The 25202-nt window shown below is 47.3% G+C and carries 23 protein-coding genes and 2 riboswitches; of the genes, 12 read left to right on the plus strand and 11 right to left on the minus strand.

Going from position 1 to position 25202, the window contains the following annotated elements; genetic code table 11:
* Nucleotides 1-5: 5 nt before the first annotated feature.
* Both BLS03_RS16505 and BLS03_RS16510 read right to left on the minus strand, forming a co-directional pair.
* Complete coding sequence (locus tag BLS03_RS16505) at nucleotides 6-554, minus strand: ECF-type riboflavin transporter substrate-binding protein (protein ID WP_093276431.1); 549 nt, start codon at nucleotides 552-554, stop codon at nucleotides 6-8.
* An 89-nt stretch (nucleotides 555-643) separates the two neighbouring features.
* On the minus strand, nucleotides 644-1351 hold the full coding sequence (locus BLS03_RS16510) for a glutamine amidotransferase (RefSeq protein ID WP_093276434.1): 708 nt from the start codon (nucleotides 1349-1351) through the stop codon (nucleotides 644-646).
* A gap of 304 nt (nucleotides 1352-1655) precedes the next feature.
* On the opposite strand from BLS03_RS16510, the gene yghU reads away from it, so the two are divergent.
* Nucleotides 1656-2501: a glutathione-dependent disulfide-bond oxidoreductase gene (yghU, locus tag BLS03_RS16515; RefSeq protein ID WP_093276436.1), complete on the plus strand. Its 846-nt coding sequence runs from the start codon at nucleotides 1656-1658 to the stop codon at nucleotides 2499-2501.
* Between the two features lie 103 nt (nucleotides 2502-2604).
* Here yghU and BLS03_RS16520 read toward each other — a convergent pair whose 3' ends face one another.
* A complete protein-coding gene (locus tag BLS03_RS16520) occupies nucleotides 2605-4086 on the minus strand; it encodes a carboxypeptidase M32 (protein ID WP_093276567.1) in 1482 nt (493 codons plus the stop codon).
* A gap of 277 nt (nucleotides 4087-4363) precedes the next feature.
* On the opposite strand from BLS03_RS16520, the gene BLS03_RS16525 reads away from it, so the two are divergent.
* Both BLS03_RS16525 and BLS03_RS16530 read left to right on the plus strand, forming a co-directional pair.
* The gene (locus BLS03_RS16525) at nucleotides 4364-4996 is read left to right on the plus strand and encodes a LysE family translocator (protein WP_093276439.1); all 633 of its coding nucleotides are present in this window, start codon (nucleotides 4364-4366) and stop codon (nucleotides 4994-4996) included.
* A gap of 281 nt (nucleotides 4997-5277) precedes the next feature.
* Complete coding sequence (locus tag BLS03_RS16530) at nucleotides 5278-5475, plus strand: hypothetical protein (protein WP_093276441.1); 198 nt, start codon at nucleotides 5278-5280, stop codon at nucleotides 5473-5475.
* A 60-nt stretch (nucleotides 5476-5535) separates the two neighbouring features.
* On the opposite strand, the gene BLS03_RS16535 is transcribed toward BLS03_RS16530, so the two are convergent.
* Nucleotides 5536-6918: an alanine/glycine:cation symporter family protein gene (locus BLS03_RS16535; protein ID WP_093276444.1), complete on the minus strand. Its 1383-nt coding sequence runs from the start codon at nucleotides 6916-6918 to the stop codon at nucleotides 5536-5538.
* Nucleotides 6919-7062: 144 nt separating this feature from the next.
* Nucleotides 7063-7156: riboswitch (glycine riboswitch) on the minus strand.
* Nucleotides 7157-7200: 44 nt separating this feature from the next.
* A riboswitch (glycine riboswitch) is annotated at nucleotides 7201-7303 on the minus strand.
* Between the two features lie 219 nt (nucleotides 7304-7522).
* Here BLS03_RS16535 and BLS03_RS25705 point away from each other — a divergent pair.
* The 3 genes from BLS03_RS25705 to BLS03_RS16550 all read left to right on the plus strand — a co-directional run bounded on the left by BLS03_RS25705 (nucleotide 7523) and on the right by BLS03_RS16550 (nucleotide 10390).
* Nucleotides 7523-7681, plus strand: a complete 159-nt coding sequence (locus BLS03_RS25705; protein ID WP_093276446.1) for a hypothetical protein — start codon at nucleotides 7523-7525, stop codon at nucleotides 7679-7681.
* Nucleotides 7682-7690: 9 nt separating this feature from the next.
* Nucleotides 7691-8428 (plus strand): chromosome partitioning protein ParA, encoded by a 738-nt coding sequence (locus BLS03_RS16545; protein ID WP_093276448.1) that lies wholly within the window; start codon nucleotides 7691-7693, stop codon nucleotides 8426-8428.
* A 204-nt stretch (nucleotides 8429-8632) separates the two neighbouring features.
* The gene (locus tag BLS03_RS16550; RefSeq protein ID WP_093276450.1) at nucleotides 8633-10390 is read left to right on the plus strand and encodes a putative bifunctional diguanylate cyclase/phosphodiesterase; all 1758 of its coding nucleotides are present in this window, start codon (nucleotides 8633-8635) and stop codon (nucleotides 10388-10390) included.
* A gap of 107 nt (nucleotides 10391-10497) precedes the next feature.
* Here BLS03_RS16550 and BLS03_RS16555 read toward each other — a convergent pair whose 3' ends face one another.
* Both BLS03_RS16555 and BLS03_RS16560 read right to left on the minus strand, forming a co-directional pair.
* Nucleotides 10498-11055: an isochorismatase family protein gene (locus tag BLS03_RS16555; protein WP_093276453.1), complete on the minus strand. Its 558-nt coding sequence runs from the start codon at nucleotides 11053-11055 to the stop codon at nucleotides 10498-10500.
* A gap of 219 nt (nucleotides 11056-11274) precedes the next feature.
* The gene (locus tag BLS03_RS16560; RefSeq protein WP_093276455.1) at nucleotides 11275-12468 is read right to left on the minus strand and encodes a type III PLP-dependent enzyme; all 1194 of its coding nucleotides are present in this window, start codon (nucleotides 12466-12468) and stop codon (nucleotides 11275-11277) included.
* A 468-nt stretch (nucleotides 12469-12936) separates the two neighbouring features.
* On the opposite strand from BLS03_RS16560, the gene hppD reads away from it, so the two are divergent.
* The 5 genes from hppD to BLS03_RS16585 all read left to right on the plus strand — a co-directional run bounded on the left by hppD (nucleotide 12937) and on the right by BLS03_RS16585 (nucleotide 18435).
* Nucleotides 12937-14010, plus strand: a complete 1074-nt coding sequence (gene hppD, locus BLS03_RS16565; protein ID WP_093276458.1) for a 4-hydroxyphenylpyruvate dioxygenase — start codon at nucleotides 12937-12939, stop codon at nucleotides 14008-14010.
* Nucleotides 14003-15136, plus strand: coding sequence for a homogentisate 1,2-dioxygenase (locus tag BLS03_RS16570; RefSeq protein WP_093276460.1), 1134 nt, complete (start codon nucleotides 14003-14005; stop codon nucleotides 15134-15136). The genes hppD and BLS03_RS16570 overlap by 8 nt, the downstream gene beginning before the upstream one ends.
* On the plus strand, nucleotides 15133-16140 hold the full coding sequence (locus tag BLS03_RS16575) for a fumarylacetoacetate hydrolase family protein (protein WP_093276463.1): 1008 nt from the start codon (nucleotides 15133-15135) through the stop codon (nucleotides 16138-16140). The genes BLS03_RS16570 and BLS03_RS16575 overlap by 4 nt, the downstream gene beginning before the upstream one ends.
* On the plus strand, nucleotides 16137-16781 hold the full coding sequence (maiA, locus tag BLS03_RS16580) for a maleylacetoacetate isomerase (RefSeq protein WP_176765623.1): 645 nt from the start codon (nucleotides 16137-16139) through the stop codon (nucleotides 16779-16781). Before BLS03_RS16575 ends, maiA begins: the two co-directional genes overlap by 4 nt.
* Nucleotides 16782-16887: 106 nt before the next feature.
* Entirely contained in the window at nucleotides 16888-18435 is a 1548-nt protein-coding gene (locus BLS03_RS16585; RefSeq protein WP_093276465.1) for a response regulator, read from the plus strand.
* A gap of 75 nt (nucleotides 18436-18510) precedes the next feature.
* Here BLS03_RS16585 and BLS03_RS16590 read toward each other — a convergent pair whose 3' ends face one another.
* Complete coding sequence (locus BLS03_RS16590) at nucleotides 18511-20478, minus strand: sensor histidine kinase (RefSeq protein WP_093276468.1); 1968 nt, start codon at nucleotides 20476-20478, stop codon at nucleotides 18511-18513.
* Between the two features lie 148 nt (nucleotides 20479-20626).
* On the opposite strand from BLS03_RS16590, the gene BLS03_RS16595 reads away from it, so the two are divergent.
* A complete protein-coding gene (locus BLS03_RS16595; protein ID WP_093276470.1) occupies nucleotides 20627-21595 on the plus strand; it encodes an ABC transporter substrate-binding protein in 969 nt (322 codons plus the stop codon).
* 40 nt (nucleotides 21596-21635) lie between these two features.
* On the opposite strand, the gene BLS03_RS16600 is transcribed toward BLS03_RS16595, so the two are convergent.
* The 4 genes from BLS03_RS16600 to ugpE form a co-directional block, all read right to left on the minus strand.
* A complete protein-coding gene (locus BLS03_RS16600; RefSeq protein WP_093276473.1) occupies nucleotides 21636-22349 on the minus strand; it encodes a glycerophosphodiester phosphodiesterase family protein in 714 nt (237 codons plus the stop codon).
* Nucleotides 22346-23125 (minus strand): DeoR/GlpR family DNA-binding transcription regulator, encoded by a 780-nt coding sequence (locus BLS03_RS16605; RefSeq protein WP_093276475.1) that lies wholly within the window; start codon nucleotides 23123-23125, stop codon nucleotides 22346-22348. Before BLS03_RS16605 ends, BLS03_RS16600 begins: the two co-directional genes overlap by 4 nt.
* 9 nt (nucleotides 23126-23134) lie before the next feature.
* A complete protein-coding gene (gene ugpC, locus BLS03_RS16610) occupies nucleotides 23135-24244 on the minus strand; it encodes a sn-glycerol-3-phosphate ABC transporter ATP-binding protein UgpC (RefSeq protein WP_093276478.1) in 1110 nt (369 codons plus the stop codon).
* 63 nt (nucleotides 24245-24307) lie between these two features.
* A complete protein-coding gene (ugpE, locus tag BLS03_RS16615) occupies nucleotides 24308-25150 on the minus strand; it encodes a sn-glycerol-3-phosphate ABC transporter permease UgpE (protein ID WP_093276572.1) in 843 nt (280 codons plus the stop codon).
* Between the last annotated feature and the right edge of the window lie 52 nt (nucleotides 25151-25202).

The following is a 25202-nucleotide window of genomic DNA, read 5'->3' on the forward strand; positions in this document are numbered from 1 at the left end:
AAAGCTTAGGCCTCGGTTAGATTACGACTCTGTTTATTACGCTTAGCGACGGCTTTAAGGATGAAATAACCCACAACTGCGATCAGCACAGTGTTACCTGCTGCGACAATCACCAATTGAGTAAAGACTTTGCTAAACGGTTCAGCGTATAAAACGGTGTCAAGAAGAGCAGAACAGCCGTAACCGACGATATTGCCCACTAAGGCCAATACCACAAATAACAGTAAGTCTTTGGTTAACAGTTCGCCTTGTGCCAAGCGGTTAGCGGTTAGACGTGGATACAAACCCAGCACAAAACCAACGATGCCTGAACCCAATACCCAAGTGAACCACACGCCCCAACCGGCAAACAAATCCGTGACCCAGTGACCGATAAAACCCACTAGGAAGCCAACTAAGGGGCCGAATAATACCGAAAAAAGCGCCAAGATTGCCATAGCTGGTTTTAAAGTTGTATTGGCAAACACGGGAATCCCGAACATCGGTAAGCCACCAATACCGTAAAGCGCCGCGCCGATCGCGATGACAACCACGGTTTTTGCTGAAAGATTCATATATAATCCTTTATTTATTAATAACTTAATTTACTGTTGTTTTGGCGAGTGCATTTGAGCTCGCCAAAAAGGCGGGTAGTGTAACAGTATTAGGTGCGTTCAGCACAAAGTTGAGCAAATTGAACCAAAATTTGTTTGGCTTGCTCTGTGTCAGTGACACATTGCACTTTGCTAGCGTACTCATCCCCTAAATGATCTTTTTGATTGCTCAAAGAATCGTGCATGATGTCTGGGGTAAATTCCGGATGGAATTGCACGCCCCAAGTATTTTCGCCGACGCGAAAGGCGTGATTGTCATCCATGGCACTTTTGGCCAGACGCACCGCATGAGGCGGCAGATCGAGCACCGACTGAAAATGCACTGCTTGCGCTTTAAATTGTGGGGAGACGGATGAAAATAGCGCATCGTGCTGCGCGTCATCACAGCGCTCCAGCTCGATGGTGCCGATTTCAAGTCCGCGTGGATTATAATCCACCCGTCCGCCTAAGGCATCGGCGATAAGCTGATGGCCAAAACAGATCCCAAGCAGTGGAATTTTCTGGTTATTTAACGCCAAAATCTGCTCACCTAAGCGCTTCATCCAAGGTGTTTGCTCCGTCACCATGGCAAGTGAGCCCATAATGATGACGCCCGCGAGGGTATCAAAATCGGGCAGTGGCTCGGCGACGCCATCATGAAAGACAATTGGCACAACTGGTTCGCCGATCGCGCGTTTGGCCCACAGTTCAAAATCGCCATACTTTTCGAGTTGATTTTTTGGCGCTTGGCCGACGTTAACAATCACTAGACTCTTCATACTTTCCCTTTTAAAACAGTCCTTTTAAATCTTTTTTAAGCGAGCTAATTTGCACAGCTGCTAATGGCTAATCTAGAGAAAACTGCGCATAAGTGCAATGCTCACTGCCCGCACAGCGCACGGATAATTGATGTGCAATCTCTCTTTTTATTTCAATCTGTTAGAGAACAAAATGCTTTATAGCCAAGATGTGTTGTTCATAACCAAAGATTATAAAGCGATGAACATTTAGGGCTAGTAAATTTACCCTACCAGCCCAATATTGATGAAGAAAGCCGATAATCAACTTTGATAAGGAAGCACAATGACAACTCAATATACGCCACCAAAAGTGTGGACGATGGACAGCGAAAATGGTGGTCAGTGGGCAAGCATTAACCGTCCTGATTCTGGTGCGCGTCATCAACAAGATTTGCCAGTCGGCAAACACCCGATTCAACTGTACTCCATGGGGACGCCAAATGGTCAGAAGGTGACCATTATGCTAGAAGAGTTGCTTGAGCTTGGCGTGACTGAGGCGGAATACGATGCGTTTTTGATCAAAATTGGCGAAGGCGATCAATTCTCATCCGGTTTTGTTGAGGTTAACCCGAACTCAAAAATTCCCGCTTTGGTTGACCGCTCTGGCGCCGAACCAATTAACGTGTTTGAGTCTGGTAACATTTTGTTTTATTTGGCTGAAAAGTTCGGTTACTTGTTGCCAACCGCAGGTAAAGCGCGCGCTGAAGTCATGAACTGGCTATTTTGGCTGCAAGGCTCTGCGCCTTATCTTGGCGGCGGTTTTGGTCACTTCTATGCTTACGCACCGGAGAAATTTGAATACCCAATCAACCGCTTTGCGATGGAAGCTAAGCGTCAATTGGACGTGTTAGATAAGCGCCTTGCCAATAACGCTTTCCTTGGCGGTGATGAGTACAGCATTGCCGATATCGCTACTTGGCCATGGTATGGCAACTTGGTACTTGGCCGTGCTTACGATGCCGCAGAGTTTTTAGATGTGCAAAGCTATAAAAATGTTCAGCGCTGGGCTCAAGCTATTGATGCCCGCAGCGCAGTAAAACGTGGTCGAATCGTCAATCGCACTGGTGACGGATTCGTTGAAGAGCGCCACAGCGCTCAAGATATCGATGCCGTGCTGGCTCAGGCGTAATAGGCGCCGCGGTTAAATAAAGCCGAGGTTAAATAAAAACAGGTAATAAAAAAGGTCGACTCATGTCGACCTTTTTTATGCGGAGCAGTTATCAATAGTGCAGTTATAAATAGCGGGTCATCAGATGCTGTTTAAAGTGCTCGGCGTTAAGGGTTTCGCCAGTGGCCTGTTTCACCAGTTCATCGGTGGTTAGCAGGCTACCTTTACTCCAGATATTGTCGCCAAGCCAAGTAAAGATAGGCGAGAGGTCGCCGCTTTGAATCGCGCTGTCTACATTCACGCTTTGTTTCATCGCATTCATAAACTGCGCAGCGTACATGGCGCCAAGTGTGTAACTTGGGAAGTAACCAAATGCGCCATCTGTCCAGTGAATATCTTGCATACACCCGTTGCGGTAATTGTCTTTGGTTGAAAGGCCGAGATAGGCTTGCATTTTTGTATCCCAAAGCTCTGGGACATCGGTGTGCTTGATGTTGCCGTTGATCAGCTCTTTTTCGATTTCATAGCGCAAAATAACGTGAGCCGGGTAGGTGAGTTCATCGGCATCGACGCGAATAAAGTCTTTTTTCACTCGCGTGTAGAGCTTTTGCAGATTGGCTTTCGACATCAGTTTGGCATCGTGGCTGGCGAAATGTTGTTGCGCCAGCGCTGCGAGGTGGTCGATAAACGCGCCGCTGCGCGCGACTTGCATTTCAAAAAATAGCGACTGTGATTCGTGAATGCCCATCGAACGTGGTTCACCTGCTGGAGTGCCAGCAAGGGCTTTGGGCAGGCCTTGCTCGTAACGCGCGTGACCGGTTTCATGCACAATCCCCATTAAAGATTGCACGAACTCGCTTTCGTCATAACGGGTGGTGATTCGAACATCGCTCGGCACGCCGCCACAAAACGGATGCACGCTTTCATCAAGGCGGCCGTGATCAAAATCGAATTGCAGCAGTTTCATCACATCTAAACCGAGCTGCTTTTGCGTTTCACGGGCAAAATGGCCACTCGGGGCGATAACACTCTCATGAGACTGCTTTTCGATGACCTGGTCGATAAGTTCAGGGAGCCAAGATTTCACATTGCTAAATAGCGTATCCAGTGACGCTGAACTGGTGCCGGCTTCGTAAAGTTCGAGCATCGCATCGTAGGCGCTAAGGCCTGTGGCTTCAGCGCGAATTTGCGCTTCTTGCTGAGATAAAGCCACGACCTCGGCCCAGTTTTTCTCAAAACCTTGCCAGTCATTGTCTTTGCGCTGCGTGCGCCATGCGTGCTCACACTTAAAACCTGCCAAGGATTTGGCTTGTACCAAAGATTCTGGCAAAACCGTGGCTTGTTGCCACTCACGTTTCATCTCGCGCAGTGTTGCTTGTTGTTCGCTATCAAGGGGTTGCTGCTCTGCTTTATCAAATAATTCACCCAGCTCTGGCGCGGTCTGCAAGCTGTGAATGTGTACGGAAAGCTGCGCCATCGCCTCGGAGCGGGCTTGATTACCGCCACTTGGCATCACAGTGGCTTGATCCCAACCGCTAATGGCAGAGAGATGTTTGAAATGAGAAATCTTTTTGGAATGATCGACTAACTGTTTGAAAGCGCTCATGGAAACCCCGAAAATAAATAGCAATGAAGGGTAAATGTTAGCAAGTTTTAACATTGTGCCCAAGCCAATTATCGTTAAGTGAAAAAAGTGGCTTGTTGCCATTCGCGTTTCAAGCTACTTTGTGTGTCTCCTCGCCATTCGTTGGCCGCTAAATGGGCCGGTTTTATCTGCTGTCGATTGCAAAACTCAGTTTTGACAACATTCAGTGTTAGCCACTCTCAGCGTTAACTGCATAGAGCGGGGCGTATGGATTTATCTTGCACAGGATGTCGTTGCCATGATCGAAAATTTTCAAGCCTTTGTTATCGCTATTACCATTCTTACTCTGACGCCAGGGCTCGATACTGCGTTGGTGATTCGCAATACGTCACGCGGCGGCTTCGTTGACGGCAGTGTCACCAGTTTGGGCATCTGCTCAGGACTGTTTGTTCATGCATTACTATCCGCGATTGGGATTTCTGCGGTGCTCGCCCAATCGGCAGAGTTATTTAATATGGTGAAAATGGTCGGTGCGGCATATTTGGTTTACCTCGGTATCAGTAGTCTGAGATCGACACTCAAAGGTCAAGCGCATTTAGCGATTGGACAAGGCCAAGGTGCGCAGTTCGTGGTTAAGCGTTCGCTCAAAGAGGGCTTTTTATCCAATGTCCTCAATCCGAAAACGGCGGTATTTTATCTCGCATTCTTACCTCAATTTATTAACCCGGAATATTCACCATTACTGCAATCAATGCTGATGGCGGCGATCCACTTTGTAATTGCGATGATTTGGCAGTGCGGGCTGGCTGGCGCGCTCGATAAAGCCAAAAATTTACTCAAGAGCAGCCGTTTTATGCGCTGGATGGAAGGGACCACGGGTGTGGTGTTGGTGGCATTTGGGGTGAAATTGATGCTGGAGAAGACCGCTTAAGTGCGGTTTTTTCAATCGGCTCGATGATATTGTGAAAGGCGTTGATTTGTATATTAAAAGTTGCATATTCAACGCAAAAAACAGCGTACACGCTTGGTTAAAATCTTCCAATAGTTGATGACGGTTCAATTTTTCGGTTTAAAGCCTCTCGTATTCGAGACGCACTGAAGAGATGTACCCATTTACAAAGTCAGCGCCTTTACTTGATGCGATTGTTCGCGCTACTGTCAGTTCAATGACAGAGGAAAGTCAAAAAAGTAAAGGGTAGGGAGAACAGAGCAGTGAAAGTAAAAGCGGATCCGTTAACAATAGGACTCATGGTCGGCGTGATCATGTGGGGCTGGAACAAGATGACTGCAGAGCCGATTTGCAATGTGATCGAAACCCACAACGGCAAAGAAATTCTGGTGCCGTACCATTGCGAAGATGTGATTAATAAAAACGTCGTTACTCCATCGGAACTTGCAAAAGTTAATTAAAAAAAGCGCCCTTAGGAGGCGCTTTTTTCGTTTCTGGTTACTTCGATATTTAAAGCCAGCTTATGAGCGTTGCAGTGACAGCGCTGATTTGCTGTCGTTAAGCGCTTGGAAGTATTGCTGGGTTTCACTGATCACCACTTTACGAAGCGCAAGTAGGCCAATTAGGTTAGGAATCGCCATTAAACCGTTGACGATATCAGCGATGATCCAAATCATATCGAGATGCAAAAATGCGCCTGATGCCACCAAAGCAAGGAATACCACTTTATACGCTTTGACCGCCTTGGTACCGAATAAGTAAACCACGCAGCGCTCACCATAGTAGTTCCAACCCAAAATGGTGGTAAAGGCAAAGAACATCAAACCAATAGATACCAACATAGGTCCAAGGGTGTCGGAACTTAGGCCTTGCGCAAACGCGTAGGTCGTCATCGCTGCTCCTGAGTAATCGCTTTGCCATGCGCCAGTGAGAATGAGAGCGAGGCCTGTCATGGTACAGATGATGATGGTGTCAAAGAAAGTCCCCGTCATCGAGATAAGACCTTGTCTAACGCAGGAGTCGGTTTTAGCCGCCGCTGCGGCCATTGGCGCGCTGCCAAGTCCGGATTCATTGGAGAACACGCCGCGAGCGATACCCGATTGAATGGCGATCATAATGGTTGCGCCCGCAAAGCCGCCCGATGCCGCGGTGGTTGAAAACGCAGAGCTGAGCACTAAGCTGATGGCAGAAAGTAAGTGCTCCGCATTCAGAGCAATCACACTGATACAAGCAAGCACGTAGAACACCGCCATCGTCGGCACCACTTTTCCGGCCACTTTTGAAATCGATTGAATGCCGCCTAAGGTGACAAACGCCACCAGCAGGGTGAGAACCACGGCTGAAATTTCGCGTGAGACACCAAAAGAGATTTGGCTGGCATCGATGATGGCATTGACCTGTGGAAACGTACCGATACCAAAACAAGCGACGCCCAGTGCGAAAATGGCAAACAGCGTTGCCAATAGTTTAGAACCAACACCATATTGCAAGTAGTACATCGGTCCGCCGACCATCTGACCTTTTTCATCAACTTTGCGGTATTTTACCGCCAGTAGACACTCGGCATATTTGGTTGCCATGCCAAATAGCGCTGCAAGCCACATCCAAAATAGCGCGCCTGGGCCGCCGAGTTTGATAGCGGTTGCCACGCCAACGATATTACCCGTACCTATGGTGGCCGACAGTGCGGTACATAACGCGGCAAAGCTTGATACGTCACCCTCGGCGCGGGATTTGGATTTATCGCGGCAGAATACTAGTTTCAGTGCGGTTGGCAGATGACGAAACTGCAGCATGCCTAGGCGAAAGGTAAAGAAAATACCGGTTCCGACCAGTAGGATCAGCAAAGGTGGTCCCCAGACGAAATTGTCGATACGGTGCAAAATGGTTTGAAGGTCGTTCATGTTTTCCCCTTAATGGATAATGCGTTACTAAGGAGAAGAGGGAAAGGGCTGTCGGGTTGAACATCACTGTCGCCGATAAAACATCGACGGAACAGTACGCTCGCCCCATGAGATCGCAGGCGGCAAAAAGCACGTATGGATTCTTTCCACTCCTCTGTCCTTTTGCCTGAGAGTTTCACCCCGTGTGGGACTTGCTCCTTCGGCGACCGATTTAACGGTTCTCTCCAGAGGTTCCTCCAACTACAGTCCTCGCTTGCTTAAAGGGTGTCCTTTAAGCGGTTCTGAATGAGTTCAGAACAAAGCACCTGAAAGATTTACTTCTTCGGCGGGTTAAACTAACCAATTGTTATAAATTGGTTAAAAACCACTCTCCTGTAGTCTTCATTGGAACAATTACCTAGAAAAGGTAATTAGTGCCAAGCATAGTACGCAAAAAGAAACGTGATGTCATGTGAAAAAACGTGGCTTTGACTAATAAATCAGCATTAGCGACGGGGAATCTACCTGATGCTGACCAAATTACGTATAAGTCATGTAAACTAAACATAATTCGAGTGCTGGGTGATGGCGTTTTTCGCTGTCGGCCAAGAATCAAGGAGCTGTTATGACGAGACTGATTGCCATTGCGCTGTTTATTGTTTTGGCTTTTGTACTAATACGCTACCGAACGAGTGAAAAGCTGCAGAAATGGGTGGTTATCGTCATCGTTTCTGGATTGGTTTTATACACCGGCACTCTGGTGATTTCAGAATTATTACGCTAGGAGCGCGCAGTGAATAAGCACCATGAAGTTGATGAAGCCGAAGACGATGTTGTTGTCATAGAGCAGCGTGATAAGCGCACCTATCTCTATGTGGCGATTGCCGGCGTGTTAGGGCTTGCGCTTGGCGGCTTGGTTGGTTCTTCAGTGACAGCCAAAGATTGGGAATCGACTTATCAGCAGTTAGAAACCAAATACCAAAGTTTGGAAGATGATAAAAAGCAATTAGCTGCCCAAGTGGATATGAAGCTCGCCAGTGTCGACAAACAGCTCGACGCCAAACTGCAAGATGCGGTTGCTGAGCAAAAGCAGCAATATGAACAGCAAATTGAAGATCTAAAGAAAAAGCTGCAAGAGCAACAGCAAAAGAACAGTGAGCTGAGCAAAAATATTGAGCAGCAAAGTGAGAAATTGCAGTCGGCGGAAAAGCAAAATAGCCGTTTAAGTCAGCAAACTGATATGCAAGCAACCATGTTTGAAAGCGCCAAGGATCTGTTTAAGAAAGAAGAACAGACAAAATCGGAGCTGAAAGCACTGCAAAAAGAGAAGCAAGAGCTCGGGCCAAAAATTAAAGCGCTTAAGGCCGAGTGTGACGCGTACCTTGATGGTGCATCTTGGGATGCCAAATCGGATTCATGCGATAAACAAGATGAAGCTAACTCAAGAATGAGCCAAGTGGAGCAGATGATTCAAGTTCATCAAATGGATCTCAAACAAATCCAAGCGCTTAGCGAAGAGTTGGGCTTATAAATTAAACTCCATTTTATAAAATGAGAGATTAATATAAAACTCAATTGTGAATGCTCCGCACTGTCGGGGCATTTTTGTGCAACATATCTCATTGAGCCCAGTGGTTTATAAAAACAGATCAATTAAAAGTTTTTTTCCATTTATACTTATTTCGGTCGGCACTTTGCTGGCACTTCTCTATTTTTTGTATGAGTTGAGGTTTAGATGGAAAGAGCGAGACATATTGACGCACAAGTTTTGAAAGTGAAGCTTGCCGTTCAAATTGTGTTTTATCTTTCGATTGCTCTTATCACTTATACGCTGGTTTCACAGCACCAACAGCAGCTGTGGCTCTATCTCGCTTTTCCTCTATTTATGACGCTTGGTCATTATCATCAGCACCCGAATGTCAAACGCTGGTGCGCAGTGTTATCAATTACGGTTATCGCTTATGGCGGATGGGTTGATCCACTTGACCCAGACTATATCGAAGAAAGTTTTATCCTATTGCCGCTGTGCTACATCGTGATGTTTCCCGGTTCATTGTGGCCCAATGCGATCGTGCCGATTTTAATCGCCACCTATTTGCACTATTTACCGAGTGGCGATTACGGCGAATTTTTTGAAGATGCCTTTGAATTAGCGGCTATTACCGGCCTTGCATCCGTGATGATGCTGTTTCATAAACGTTATCTCTATTTGGCGAGCACCTATAAACAAGACAGTTTGACTGACTACTTAACCAAGCTGCCTAACCGTAAAGCGTTTTCTGACGATATTCGACATCTGTCGGCGCGCCTTGATTATGCGGTGATTGAAATCGGTTTAAACGATTTTAAGAATATCAACGATAGCCTTGGCTACACCAACGGCGACGAACTGCTGGTGAAATTTGGTCGTCATTTGGTGTCGCTGGTGGCTGATAAGGGGCGGGTCTACCGTCTTGGCGGTGATGAATTTATTATACTGATTAGTTCGTCTAAAGATGTTACTCAAGACGTGATTGGCATTTTGGATATGCTGGTCGATAGCGCACAGAAAGTTTTCATGATCGGCAACACCTCGCACCGTTTAACCTACAGTATTGGCATCGCGCTTTTAAGTGATGCGCTAGGCGATACGCGTCTGTGGGGCAAAAACGCCGCGACAGCGCTGTACAAAGCACGCTCGCGGGGGCCAAACCAAATCCAATGGTACGACGATGAACTTCTGGAAGAGTCGATTCGTCAACATCAGATCGAAGTTGAATTGGCGAGCGCTATTGAAGCCGAGCAGTTTTATTTGCTGTATCAGCCTAAAGTCGATGTGAAACAGAATTTGGTGCTCGGCGCCGAAGCACTGATCCGTTGGCAACATCCGTTTTTGGGTATGATTCCGCCGAACGATTTTATTAGCATTGCGGAAAAAACCGCGCAGATAGTACCCATTGGCCGCTGGGTGATTCGTCAAGCGTGTATGCAGGCTAAAGCTTGGTATGACATGAACCGGCCGATTTGTATTTCCGTCAACGTCTCCACAGTACAATTTGCGCACGATGAAATCGATGAATACATCAAATCTGTGTTAGATGAAATTCGTCTTCCACCGCATTTACTGCAAATTGAAATTACCGAAACCGCATTAATGCAGCGCTCAGAATTTGTGGTTGGCAGCTGCAAAAAGCTGCGTGAGATGGGGGTATCGGTGGCGGTTGACGACTTTGGCGTCGAATATTCATCGCTCAATTATCTCAAACAGCTGCCGATTGATGTGCTGAAAATCGACAAGTCATTTGTTGATGATTGCGTGCATGAAACAACCGACCACATGTTGGTGCGTACCATTATTCAAATTGGTCGTAACCTTGGTAAACGTGTGGTGGCGGAAGGGGTAGAATATCAAGAGCAGCTGGAATTATTGTGTCTGGAAGGGTGCGATGAGTATCAAGGCTATTATTTCTCAAAACCCATTGATGCACGCGCGTTCACCCAGCTCATTGATTAACTCATCAAGCGAATTCTCCGTATAAAAAATGGGCCTTGTGGCCCATTTTTGTCTATAAACCCGTCAAGCATCTTCTATGACGGTTTCTTGCTATCTTGCAAAGAAGGTTATTTTTCTAGTAAAGCCAGTACATCTGCAGCACTGCCAGTTTCAGCAAGGCGTGGAAACACCAGATTACAGCTGTTGTTGTGAGTATCGAGGTTCAAATCGGTCACACTGTCTGTTGCGATAGTGACGTTGTAACCAAGCTCAAAGGCTTGACGGGCAGTCGATTCCACACCAATTGAGGTTGCGATACCGACAATCACCACTTGTGTCACGCCAAGCTTTTGCAATTGCTGATCAAGGTCGGTTTTGTTGAAGGCTCCCCAAGTGGTTTTGGAGATCATGATATCGCTGTCTTGAACATTCAGTTCAGGTGTTAGCTCTGCCCAATCGGCGGGCAGCTGTGCATTACTGGCTGGGCCTGAATCATTTCGACCGGGCGCGTGTCCGACCACATTGACGACCACCACAGGGCGCTGGTGACGGCGAAATGCCTCAGCAAGTGTGGCACTTTTGTCGATCACAGGTTGCGCTGGATGGACCGTTGGCAAAGCAATAATGCCTTTTTGCAGGTCAATAATAATCAGAGCAGTGTTGGTATCGAGGGTGGTGATAGCCATAATGGAAGTCCTTGTTTCTTAGGTCAGTAGTGCTATGGACAACATAGCTGCGAGAAAGTTTAGACTAGCACTGATTATGTGCTTCACCAAAAAAATGTGAGCCAGATCAGGGATAAATACGAATCAAATTGATCAGAAATAACAGGATAGACACAAACAACACGAGCCTCATAAAGAGGCTCGTGTTTGGACATTATGACGGATGTCGGTCGCTAGATATTAGCCCATTTTACGGCTGGCCATCACTTCCTCTTCATTCATCACCACAGTTTGCGCGCGTTTGAAGAAGTTAAAGTCGGTTGCGGTTGCGCTGGTGTACGCACCCATCATACGGCCGATGATCAAGTCGCCATTTTCAAGTTTTGGCAACATGATGTTTTCAGCAATCACGTCGATACTGTCGCATGTTGGGCCTGCCAAAACGCTAGAGAAAGTCTCAACAGCGTGTTTGGTGGTGTACAGCGGGTATTCGCCATGGTCAAAAATAATGCCACTGAATGAACCGTACAGACCATCGTCTAGGTAATACCAAGTTTGACCTTCGCGATCCGCTTGACCCATGACCGATGCCACTGATGTCATGCAGCCAGCCACAATAAAGCGACCTGGTTCTGCCAACACTTGAACGGTTTCAGGCAGAGTATTCAGCGCTTGATTGATCGGCACGCAAAACTCGTCAATCGGCATCACAGCTTTGGTGTAGTTGACTGGGAATCCACCGCCAATATCCAAAGTGCTCAGTGCGGGTAGACCAAGTTCCACCACACGCTCCATCACTTCTTTACATGCCAAAATCGCATCCACGTATTTTTGCGGGTTCAAGGTTTGTGAACCAACGTGGAACGACAAGCCTTTGATACGAATACCAAGTTCTTTCGCACGAGTAATGATTTCAATCGCGTGATCTGGGCTGCAACCAAATTTTTTCGACAAATCCGCAAATACGTCGGCATTGCGGAAACTCAAGCGCACCAATAGCTCAACCTCGTCGCGGTAAGCGATGAATTTTTCAAGTTCATTAAGGTTGTCGACAACAAACACACAGCAGCCATACTCAAGCGCAGCGCGAATATCGGCATCGCGTTTGATTGGGTGGGTGTGGATGGTTTTGTCTGCAGGAACGCCTTCGCCTGCCACCAATTCCACTTCACCTGTGGTCGCCAAATCAAAGCTTGCGCCTTCTGCCAGCAAAGTACGAACAACAGCTGGGTGAGGAAGCGGCTTAAGTGCAAAGTGCAAAGTCACATTTGGTAATGCGTTTTGTAGTGCACGGTATTGGTGACGAACAGAGTCGCAATCAAGCAGCAACAAAGGTGCGCCAAATTGAGCAACTGAAGATTCGATTAGGTGAGTTTCTTCAGCGCTAAGAGCTGAAGGTGAGATAGAAAGTACATCCAACGCTGATTGTGCCATAGCAAGCCTCCAAGGTAGTGGGCAAACTTTTCGGAATTTGATCGAAAAGTTGAGCGTCAATAAAAGCGCGTTTAAACGCCGTCAAAGTCACTCTTGGATAGTTGCTCTATCGCCTTGCCACAAACAACCTGTGATGTACTCGGATTGGCTATCATCAAGAAGCAGGGCGATAATAAAAGCGCTTTTTAAAAAGCGCAACAAAAAAATCGCTAAAAAAATAAAATAATTTTTAGTTGTTGATATTTAAGGTTATTTATTGGTTTTTGTAAGTAGTTTCTTATCTCAAAATCGCCAATTATCAGTGATTTTATATTGTTAATGTCATGTTAAATTTACATTTTACACTTTTTGCCACCCACGTTTTTGAACGCCAAAAATTGCTTTCCAGCGCGCACCATCCACTTTTATAGAGCACGCACTGCTAGGCACGTTTAGTGCGCTGAAATCGGTGCTAAAGGAAGGTGAAAAATGACCAAGCAATATAATCCTCTGGGCTGCGATGGGTTTGAATTTGTCGAGTTTACCGCTGCCGATTCATTCGGTATTGAAGCGTTAAAATCGCTGTTTTTGGCGCTTGGATTTGCCAAAGTGGCCAAGCATCGTTCCAAGCAGGCGTGGCTTTTTCGCCAAGGAGACATCAACTTTATCGTTAATGCCGAGCCGCGCAGTCAAGCGCACAGCTTTGCCAGTATTCATGGCCCTTCGGTGTGCGGCATGGCGTTTCGCGTCCAAGATGCGGCGATGGCACATAGCCATGCGTTAGCCAAAGGCGCTCAGCGTTATGTCACTGAAATTGGCCCAATGGAGCTCAGTATTCCCGCGATTTATGGGGTGGGTGGCAGTCTGCTGTATTTCGTTGATCGTTATGGCGATAGCACCATCTATGACGTGGATTTTAAGTTTTATTCCGAGTTCCGCTCAAAACCTTTGCCTGTCGAGGTGGGATTAACGGTTATTGACCATCTTACTCACAACGTTAACCGCGGCGGAATGGATAAGTGGGCCGACTTTTATCAGCGCATTGGTAACTTTCAAGAAATTCGTCACTTTGATATTGAAGGCAAGCATACCGGTTTGGTCAGCCGAGCAATGACGGCGCCGTGTGGCAAAATTCGGATTCCGATTAATGAATCCAGCGATGAACAATCGCAAATTCAGGAATTCATTCGTGACTACAACGGAGAGGGCATTCAGCATATCGCGCTCGCCACTGACAATATCTACGCCACAGTCGCACGGTTGTTAGAGCGTGGCGTGACGTTTATGTCAACGCCAAGCAGCTATTACGACAAAGTCAACCAACGTATCAAAGGGCATCAGGAAGATCTGGACAAGCTTAAAGAGCTGCAGATCCTCATCGACGGCTCTGCGGATAAAGACGGTATTTTGCTGCAGATCTTTACCCAAAATGTGATTGGTCCGGTGTTCTTTGAAGTCATTCAGCGCAAGGGTAATCAAGGCTTTGGTGAAGGTAATTTTCAAGCGCTGTTTGAGTCGATTGAAGACGATCAAATCCGCCGCGGAGTACTGAGCGATGCGTAGACGAATTCCAATACCACATAGTGAAGGACAATGTTCGCACCAAGCCCATGCGGATTTTCCGAAACAAGCGATTTATGAGCGCGAAGCCGGGCGCAGCGGATTTTTTGGTCCTGCAAGTCATTTTCATCATCAGCATCCACCGACGGCGTGGAGCGACTGGCAAGGGGAATTAAGACCGCGCTGCTTTGATTTTAACCGTGTAGATTCAAACGCTGATTCGCCTTGGCAAGTACCAGTATTACTCTCGAATGCGCAATGCAAAATTCGCCTCTGGCGCACAGCAAAACCGATGCAGCACCTTGTGCGTAACGCCGATGGTGATGACCTGCTGTTTGTCCATCAAGGTGGTGGCGAGCTGTTTTGCGACTACGGACATTTGGTTCTCAACACTGGCGATTATGTGTTAATTCCTCGTTCGACCACTTGGCGAATCAGCCCTCACTCGGCGATGATGTTACTGATGATTGAAAACACCGATGCCGGCTATGAGTTACCCGACAAAGGTATCGTTGGGCAGCACGCGATTTTCGACCCTGCAGTGCTTGAAGTCCCCAGTATCAACCAAACTTTTCGCCAGCAATACAGTGAAAAAACCACTCAAGTGCAGATTAAGCGCCGTGAACAACTCAGCGTGGTGACGTTTCCGTTTAATCCACTGGATGCGATTGGTTGGCACGGCGACTTGTCGGTATTCAAACTCAATTGGCGCGATATCAGGCCGATAATGTCGCACCGTTATCATCTTCCGCCTTCGGCGCATACCACCTTTTTAGGTAACGACTTTGTGGTTTGTACCTTTGTGCCGCGTCCAATCGAGAGCGAACCAGGGGCGTTAAAAGTGCCGTTTTTTCACAACAATGACGACTTTGATGAAGTGTTGTTTTACCACAGTGGTGATTTCTTTAGTCGCGACAACATCGAACCGGGTATGGTGACTTTTCATCCGGCTGGCTTTACCCACGGCCCCCATCCCAAAGCCTTTGATGGTGCGCAAACAACCAGCAAAACGTTTACCGATGAAGTGGCGGTAATGATTGATACGCGCCACGCTTTGAGCGTGGGAGAGGCGGCACAGGCGGTGGAAAATAGCTCTTACGTCGATAGCTGGAAAGGAGCATTGAAATGAAACTGGCGAGCGTGAAAACTGCGTCGCGAGATGGCCAACTTGTGGTGGTGAGCCGCGATCTGAAATGGTATTTGCCGGTTACGAGCATAGCGCCTACGTTGCAAAATGCACTCGACCATTGGCAGAGCGTGGCGCCTAAATTGGCCGAGGTATATCAAGCGCTTAATTCTGGCCATGCCAAGGGTGAGCCATTTTCTGCCAAACTCTGTTTGTCGCCATTGCCGCGTGCATATCAATGGGCGGATGGCTCTGCGTATGTTAATCATGTTGAGTTGGTACGCAAAGCGCGCGGCGCATCGATGCCAGCAGAATTTTGGACCGATCCGCTGATGTATCAAGGTGGGTCAGACAAATTTTTGTCACCGTGTGAAGACATTGTGCTTGGCGATCCTAACTGGGGGCTCGACTTTGAAGCGGAAGTGGCGGTTATTACCGATGACGTCGAAATGGGGATTTCGCCGCGCGATGCACGTGAGCGGATTCGCTTGCTGATGTTGGTCAACGATGTTTCGCTACGAGGCTTGATACCGGCGGAACTGGCGAAAGGATTTGGCTTTTTTCAATCCAAACCCGCCAGCGCGTTTTCGCCTGTCGCCGTGACGCCCGATGAACTGGGCGAGGTTTGGGAGGGCGCCAAACTGTCGTTGCCACTTTGCAGCAGTCATAATGGGCAAATGTTTGGCTGTCCGAATGCGGGCGTTGATATGACATTTGATTTTGGAGTATTGATCGCCCATGCCGCGAAAACTCGTGCGCTGTGCGCAGGGAGCATTGTTGGTTCAGGAACGGTGTCTAACAAGCAAGGGACTGATCATGGCAGTGCCATAGATGAGGGAGGCGTTGGCTATTCGTGTTTGGCTGAGCTGAGAATGATTGAGACCATTCGTGATGGCGCGCCGCAAACGCCCTTTATGCAAGTTGGCGATAGCATCAAAATAGAGATGTTTGATGTCAATGGCCGCTCAATATTTGGTGCGATTGAACAAAAAGTGGTGAGCCCATGACCATGACGCTCTACAGCTATTGGCGCTCTTCGGCGGCGTATCGAGTGCGCATTGCGCTTAATTGGAAGCGTCTGGATTATCACACTCAACCGGTTCATTTGCTAAGAGACGGTGGCGAACAGCACCAAACTTGGTATCGGGATTTAAACCCGAGTGAACTGGTGCCAACTTTGTGTGATGGCGATGTGGTACTGAATCAATCACTAGCCATTGTCGAATATCTGGACGAGCGCTACCCAAGCCCAAATTTATTGCCTCGTCATGCAAAAGAGCGCGCCTTGGTGAGGGCGCTGGCACTGGATATCAGCGCAGATTTGCATCCGCTCAATAACCTTCGAGTGTTGAATTATTTAACTGAACATTTTGCCGGGGATAAACACAGTAAAGTTGAATGGTATCGTCATTGGGTTGCGGTGAGTTTTACGGCTTTAGAGCAGCGGCTTAATCAACTTGGGGGGCAATGCTGTGTGGGTGATGAGGTGACATTGGCCGACGTTTGCTTGGTTCCGCAAGTCTATAATGCTGAGCGATTTGCCTGTCCGATGGATAACTACCCTAAAATTCGTGAGATTTGTCAGTATCTTGAAACACTTCCTGCTTTTGAACTTGCAAATCCACATGCTCAAGTGGATGCTGACTAACATTTTTAAACGAAAAGCTTAACCGTGCTCTATTTTGTTAATCATAACGAAGGGATATGTGCTAAACCTAAAGCATAGAATCGACTTTTAAAGAGTAAGGACGTAAATGGATTTCTTTGCCGATTTGAATAACAAAGATAGTGGCGACCCAAGCTGTCATGAGCCTTTACTAACGCATTCCAAACCATGGAAAATTCTTCTCGTTGATGACGACGAACAAGTCCACCAAATTACTCAGATAGCGCTATCAGATTTTGAATTCGAAGGCCGAAAACTGGAGTTGATTTCGGCACTTTCGGGCCAGGAAGCCAAGCAAGTGTTTGCCGAGCACGATGATATCGCGTTAGCTTTGATTGATGTGGTCATGGAGTCGGAGCATGCGGGTTTATCGCTAGTCAAATATATTCGCGATGAATTAGGTAACGGCTTGATTCGTCTGGTGCTGCGTACTGGGCAAGCTGGGCAAGCGCCTGAAGATGTGGTGATCCGTGAATACAACATCGATGATTACAAAGAAAAGACCGAACTGACAACACAAAAACTGAAAACCTTGTTGTACTCAATGCTGCGTTCGTATCGCGACCTGTGCTTAATCGAAGAGCAAAAACAGGGGCTAAGCCGTGTTATCCAAGCTTCTGCATTGGTACAAAACACTACGACTTTACAGGCCTACGCCACTTCGGTACTGGATCAATTAACATCGCTGCTCAAACTGGAACGCTCAGCTTTTTATTGCCTGGTTCATCCAAGACCCAATGGTGAAGCGTCACGAGCATTAACGCTGGCGGCGACGGGCAATTATTATGATTGCTACAGCGAGTGTGCTTTTGAGCGCTTACCCGAACCGGTCTCGACTCGCTGCAGCGAAGTGCTAGAAAAGAGAGAAAGCACCAGTTACCCAGACGCATATCTTTTATATGCCAACGACGAGCAGGGCGTTGATCGCTTGTTGTACGTGAATGTCAACCGTGAGCTCTCTGAGCTCGATAAACAGTTGCTTGAGATTTATATGCAAAACATCGGTCTTACCTTTGAAAACTTGACCTTAATGAATGACATCCGCGAAACCTCCAAAGAGCTGGTGTATAACCTCGCCAATGCCGTGGAAGCGCGCAGTAAAGAAACTGGGGCGCATGTTCAGCGAGTATCGTTGATTTGTGAAAAACTGGCCGAACTGAGCGGCTTAAGCGATAACGATGTCAATATGATCAAACACGCTTCGCCGCTTCATGATGTGGGTAAAGTTGCGATTCCTGATAGCATTTTGCACAAGCCCGGCAAGCTTGATCGAGAAGAGTGGAGTGAGATGCAAAAACACGTTGAGTATGGCGTCAATATTCTCAGTAACTCCAAGCGCCGTTTGTTTGCGGTAGCGCGAGAAATTGCGGGTACCCACCATGAGAAATGGGATGGTAGTGGCTATCCCAACGGTTTAAAAGGTGAGGAGATTCCAATCAGTGGGCGAATTGCCGCGCTTGCGGATGTCTTTGACGCCTTAGGGGCAAAGCGCAGTTATAAAGAGCCTTGGACCAACGAGGCGATTCGCGAAGAAATCGAAGCCCAGCGTGGCAAACATTTTGACCCGGAATTGGTCGATTTAATGCTCGCCAATTGGCAAAGCTTCGTTGATATTCGTAGCCAACTGCCAGATTAACTGTCACGAATAACGTTCCAAAAAAGCCACCGTTGAGGTGGCTTTTTTATCTCAGCAATTTCAGCAATTACGCCATTATTCTGCATCCGCGCTGCGTTTCTGAGCTTGTGGCGATTGAATTTCTTGAGGTAACACTTTCGGCAATTTTATTGTGAAGTGCACCCCTTTACCCGGTTCAGAATCAAACTCAAGCTCGCCTTTGAGTTTTTGTTTCACCAAGTTGAACACCAGATTAAGCCCAAGCCCCGAGCCGCCTTTACCACGTTTGGTGGTGTAGAAAGGCTCAAAGATACGTGAGTGGAGCGCTTTTTCGATACCATCGCCGTTGTCGCGGTATTGCAAAATGATCCACTCGTCTTGCTGCTCAAATTCAACATCGATCTGTGGTTGTTGCTGGTGAGTAAATGCGTGATTGACGCTGTTCATCACAAGGTTCGACAAAATTTGTGTCAGAACCCCGGGTAAGCTGTTCATTGTGACGGTTTCATCGCCGACCAGGTTCGGAGTGACTGGGACTTTGCGTGTTTCTGGATGCAAGCTGGCAATGAGCGCATCAAGTACCTGTTTAACGCGAAACTCGCTGCGACTTTCAGACACTTGATCTACCGCAGTTTGCTTGAAGTCACGCACCAGTTTGGCGGCGCGATTTAAGTTATGCTCAAGCATTTCGCCGCTTTGGGTCAAGCGAGTCATTAGTTCAGAAAATTGGGTGCTGGTGAGGGTTTGTTCCGTAAACGCTTTTTGCAGGGTTTTGGCGCTCTCTTGAATCACCGATGTTGCGGTGACGGCGATACCAAGTGGCGTATTGACTTCATGAGCGACGCCGGCCACTAATCCTCCGAGCGCGGCGAGTTTTTCTGATTCAACTAATTGCTCTTGAGTCTGTTGTAAGCGCTGCATGCTTTGCTCAAGATCTTGAGTGCGCTTGGCAACGATCTGCTCAAGTTTGATGTTCCAACTCTCGACTTCAAGTTGCGCCATTTTCAGGTCGGTAATGTTAATCGCGGTGCCGCGAAAACCAAGAAAGATGTCTTTTTCATAGCGAGCAATTGCTTGAAAAATAAAATAATTGGGTTCGCCTTGTACGATGATGCACTCTTCACACTTGTTAAAGCTGTGCTGCTTGTCAAGCAGAGTGAGTAGAGATTGACACTGCTTGAGCAGTTCGATGTCGTGCAGGCTGCAATGGTCAGTAAATTCGAGGCGAAGTGCTCTGAGCATGGCCTCTGAGCTGTAGGTCAATTGGCCATTGGCGTCAGTTTCCCACAACCAATCTGACGAAACATGGGTAAAATCACTGAGCCGTTCTTGTTCAAACTTGATGCTTCGGTACAAGGTTGAGACGTTATCGGTAATTTTATTTGATTCATCCGCCAGCCAATCCAATTCGTCTTCTTCATTCATAATCCATCTGGTATGGCTCAGTTTAAGAGTTTTAGCTGGGTGCCTTGGGTTGTATTTACGCAGGTATTGCGCAATGGCAAACACTCGGCGATTCACACTGTGGTGAAACACCAGCAAAATGAAATAACACACTATGATGGTCTTGAGGGCGTTCATCGCCAGCGTGACAAAAAACTGTTTCATTAAATAGTGATAGATCTGCTGAGCATCGGATTCGACTTCGATGGTGCCTATGGTCTCAAACAGGTTAGGCTGCGGGTCGTGGTAAACCAGCGCGTAGTTACTGACGATAGGGTTGTTGGTCACTTTTTTACCCGCGCTGAATTCATAACGACCGGATGTGACTTTGATGTAGTCGATGCCGGGAAGATTGACCAAACCTTCCAAACGCTCTTGCAGCAAGGTCAAATCAAATGCCCACAGCGAGGCGGCAAGTGTATCGGCATGAACGTCTTTTATCTCAGCGTGGCGCTGGCTAACCGCGTTGAACTCTTTGTCGTAATCCCAATAGAGTTGCAGCACGGTTGTGGCTAAAGTCACTACGCTGCTTAGGACGATCATGATAAAAATGATTCGACGGCCAATCACACTAAAGTATGGATTGTGAATGCTTTCTTCAAACTGCTGGGTTCTGTTCATATCAAGTCAGCTTTTGTTTTAATTATTATGAGTATAGATAGCGTTATTTAGAATGCTCACAGGTCATCTTAAATTTGTTAGCCAGATTCTTCTCTCGACACGAAAACGCTCTACACTCTTTAGTATGACGTATTTAAGCGAGGTGACTATGCGCATTCTTTCCGTTTTATTGCTGTGTTTCTGTGGCTCATTGCGAGCGGCCGATGTGGTACTGATTGAAAGTTATCACTCTGGCTATGAATGGGATAAAAGCTATTTGCTGGGCATCAACCAAGAGCTGGATCCGAGCATCGATATGGTGCGCTTTGAGATGGATACGAAACGTCTGCCGGAAAGTGAATTTGAGCAAATGGCCAGTAAAGCGTGGGAATTTTATCTTCAGCACCAACCCAAAGTGGTGATTCTCGGTGATGATAATGCGCTGCGTCTGATGTACCCCAAACTCTACAATCAACCGATATCGATTGTGTTTTTGGGTATCAACTCCAACCCGCGCCGTCTGCTGATGCAATATCCGGGGCAAGCTAAGGTCACCGGCGTTTTAGAGCGGCCTTTGTTTGTGAAAAACTTGAGTGAAATCAGCTTGATGCTAAACAAGCGCCAAATTCGAGTTCGAGTGTTATTTGATTCTGGAGTGACATCGAAAATTGCCAGTGATTTCATCATTGAACAGTATGAGCTGATCAAAAAAGGGCTTGGCGTTGAAATCGAAGTGCACAATATTGCGCTGTTTGATGAATGGAAGGCGCAAGTTGATAGTGCCCAAGCACAAGGTTTTGACGCTATTTTAGTCGGTTTATACCAAACGCTGGTCGATGAAAACGAACGTAGCGTTCCGGCGAAAACCGTAATGGATTGGACCAATCAATATACTGGCGTGCCACTGTTTACCTTTATGGATTATGCAGTGGGTAGAGGAAAGGCGGTTGGCGGCGTGGTGACTTACGGGCAATCTCAAGGGCAAGCTAGCGCGCATATCGTCAATCGTATTTTTAACGGTGAAAGTGCCGATTTGATTCCGATTCAAATCGACACTCAAGGTAAAGCTATGTATAGCCGCAGCGAAGCTAAGCGCTGGAAAATCTTAGCGCCCAAAGATTGGCAAGCCGTCGACTAAAACGCGAGACGCTGGCGTTTAGTTTAGCCGTCAATTATGTCTAGCGGTCAATAAAGCGCTCAGGAAAATCGCTAAATATCGCGTCCACTTTGTCGAGGTGTTTAAACTTTTCTGCTTGGTTAACGGTGTAACACCAGACTTGATAACCCGCTTCATGCAATTCATCAATTTGGCTTTGACTGACCCAGCGGTAGTTTAAGTTACAGCTAAACGCGTTGACTTCTTCAAGCACTTGCCAATCTTTTCTGCCTAGGCGTTCGCTTAATACCCCTAATTTGTATCCGGGGCAGTGGTGATGTAATTCACGAATGATGTCATGGCTAAAGCTCGATAACAGTACTGATGACGCCGCTAATTCTGCATTGTCTAGTTGCTGCTTAAGGATCTGCGCGACATGCGCCACATCCTGTTTATCGATTTTCACTTCGATATTGAGGCTCAGTTGATGCTGATGTGCCAAATCCAGCAGCTGTTGCAATGTCATCAGCGGCTCAGCGGCGAATTTGGCGTCATACCAAGCACCAAAATCAAATTGTTGTAACTCATCGAGGGTATAGTCGTCGACTCGGCCCTTGCCATTACTGCAGCGATTGATGGTGTGATCATGGCAAACCACCAAAATTTCATCTTTGGTCGGTTGTACATCGACTTCAACCCATTTTAGTCCCATGTCGATAGCGGCTTGCACACTGACCTTAGTGTTTTCGGGAAAGTGTCCCGCGACGCCGCGATGACCAACAATAATTTGTGTCATGATTCACTCTCGTTGTGATGAGCTATGACCAGCTCAGTTTGGTTGATTTGGCAAAGTTTGGTGATGTCTTTGACGTTTGCATCGATAAATAGCCGATTGATTTCATGCAGTTTACCACTGACAATTGGTGCGTAGCGGCCTAATTTACTGCTATCTGCCATCAGCCAACATTGTTCACTCTGCTCGATGATGGCGCGAGTCAAACTGGCTTCTTCAGGGGTAAAATCGAGCAGTTGACCTTGCGCACCTAAGCCGCCCACACCAAATATACCTATTTTAATATTGAATTGGCGATAAAACTGCGTGGTTGCTTCACCCACGGTATCTTCATCTGAGGAGCGCACCGCGCCACCAGCCAAATGCAGCGAAATATTCGGGTTACGGCTTAAGGTCAGCGCAGCGTTGATATTATTGGTCACCACCGTCAATCCTGGATGATCTAATAGGGCGTGAGCCAAATGTTTTGGCGTGGTGCCAATCCCCAGAAACAAACTAATGCCTTCAGGAAGCTCACTGGCTACGCGTTGAGCGATGGTTTGCTTAGCCGGCAGGTTGAGCAGCTCACGGTTGGTAAATGATAAGTTGTCATTGGCGCTAGGCACTATGATGCCACCATGGACTCGTTTCACCATGCCTTGGTCGCTCAGCTCATTCATGTCTTTGCGAATGGTCTGTACTGAGACGGCAAATCGCTCTGATAGTAGTGAACTCGATAGTACGCCATGGCAGCGTTGCAAATAGGCCAAAATGTCTTTTTGTCTCGACGATAAACTCACAGCGAACCTTTATGCGATAGCCTGTTGATAGCGAGTGCTGGTTTGGGCGCCGTGAGGTATTGGCTCCAACGCGGTTATGCGTTTGCCTCGCTGGTCAAAAAGATGCAGGTTTTCCAACGCAATGTGCACTGTGATACGCTTGCTGCCAATCTCTATCTCTTCGGTGGCAGCAATAAAAGGCTCTTGATTGACCGTTCCATGTACCAGTTGATTTGGCCCTAGGGGTTCGACGACATTGACTTTAACGTCAATGGCAATATCTAGCTCATTAGCGCTGAGTTTGGCGTGTTCAGGGCGAATACCGAGCGTTACCTCACCGTTACCAAATGCGCAAAGTGATGGGTTATAGAGCTCACAGTTTGCAACGCGCAATGTACCGTTATCTAATTGAGCTGGCAGAAAATTCATTGCTGGGCTGCCAATAAAACTGGCGACAAAAGTACTGGCAGGGTGGTGATAGACCTCTTTCGGCGAGCCCACTTGTTCGATTTGTCCTTGGTTGAGTACCACGATGCGATCAGCAAGGGTCATGGCTTCGATTTGATCATGGGTTACGTAGACACTGGTGACCCCAAGTTCACGTTGTAATTTTTTTATTTCCAGACGCATGTGTGCGCGCAGCGCCGCATCGAGGTTTGATAGCGGCTCGTCAAATAAAAACAGTTGCGGGTCGCGCACAATCGCTCGTCCCATCGCCACACGCTGACGTTGGCCGCCTGAGAGCTTAGCTGGTTTGCGTTGCAGATAGGGTTCAATTTTCAGCGTCTTAGCCACTTTAGAAATTTTTGCTTCGATGGTGTGTCTATCGACGCCACGATTTTTTAGCCCATAGGCGAGGTTGTTGTACACCGTCATATGCGGGTAGAGCGCGTAGTTTTGAAACACCATCGCGATATCGCGCAGCGCGGGTTTTTCGCCATCAACGCGTCGACCACTCAAATGAATTTCTCCGCCGGAAATGGCTTCTAAACCGGCAATCGAGCGCAAAATTGACGACTTACCACAGCCGGATGGACCGACTAAAACAATGAATTCGCCATCTGCGATATCAAGGCTGACGCCTTTGACGGCCTGATGGCCGTTCTCATAGGTTTTGATTAAGTTTTTAATTTCTAACATTGGATAGATTCCTTGCAATCATCAAAGCTTGCCAAATGACCCGGCTTGCGCCGTTCGATGTGGTCATTTTTCGCTTTCGACTAAACCCTTTACGAACCAGCGCTGAAAAATCACCACCACTAAAATCGGTGGCAACATGGCGTAAATCACCATCGCAAAAGCGAAATCGTATCTTGGTGTGCGCGTCTCGCGAATGTTGTTGAGCAGTTGCTTAATCCCCATCACGATGGTGTTGTAGTTTTCATCGGTGGTCATCATGATCGGCCATAAATATTGATTCCAACCAACCACAAACATGATGATGAAAATGGCCGCCACCATGGTTTTGGAAAGCGGTAGCAGAATATCGATAAAGAAGCGAAACGGCCCTGCGTTATCAAGTTGCGCCGCCTCAAGAAGTTCGTCAGGCACGGTTTTGAAGAACTGACGAAAGAAGAAGGTTGCGGTTGCACTGGCGATAAGTGGCAGCACTAGGCCAGAAAAGCTGTTCAACATGCCAAGGCTAGACACCACTTCATAAGAAGGAATGATGCGCACTTCCAGTGGCAATAACAGGGTGACAAAAATCAGCCAGAACCATAGGGTGGCGTAGGGCAAACGAAAGTACACCAAAGCAAATGCCGCCATCAGCGAGATAATGATTTTACCAATCGCAAAGCCAAGCCCCATGACAATCGAATTGAATACCATGGTTTGAGTGGTGACTTGGCCGGCAAAGCCAGTTGCGCGGCTCCACGCTTCGCGATAAACATCGATAAAGTGATCGCCGGGCCACCATTGCAGGCCATCGGTCAAAATGGTGTTGGGATCGTGGGTTGAGCTGGCGAAAATCAGCCAAATCGGCACCAGCATAAATAGGGCGCCGGTGATTAAAATAATATGATCGGACAATCGTTGAATGTTCATCATCGCTCCTTGAGAGTTCGGTCCACTCGCGCGTTTGCGCAGCCATACATTG

It is taken from the genome of Vibrio xiamenensis (assembly GCF_900100015.1).
Lineage (GTDB): Bacteria > Pseudomonadota > Gammaproteobacteria > Enterobacterales > Vibrionaceae > Vibrio > Vibrio xiamenensis.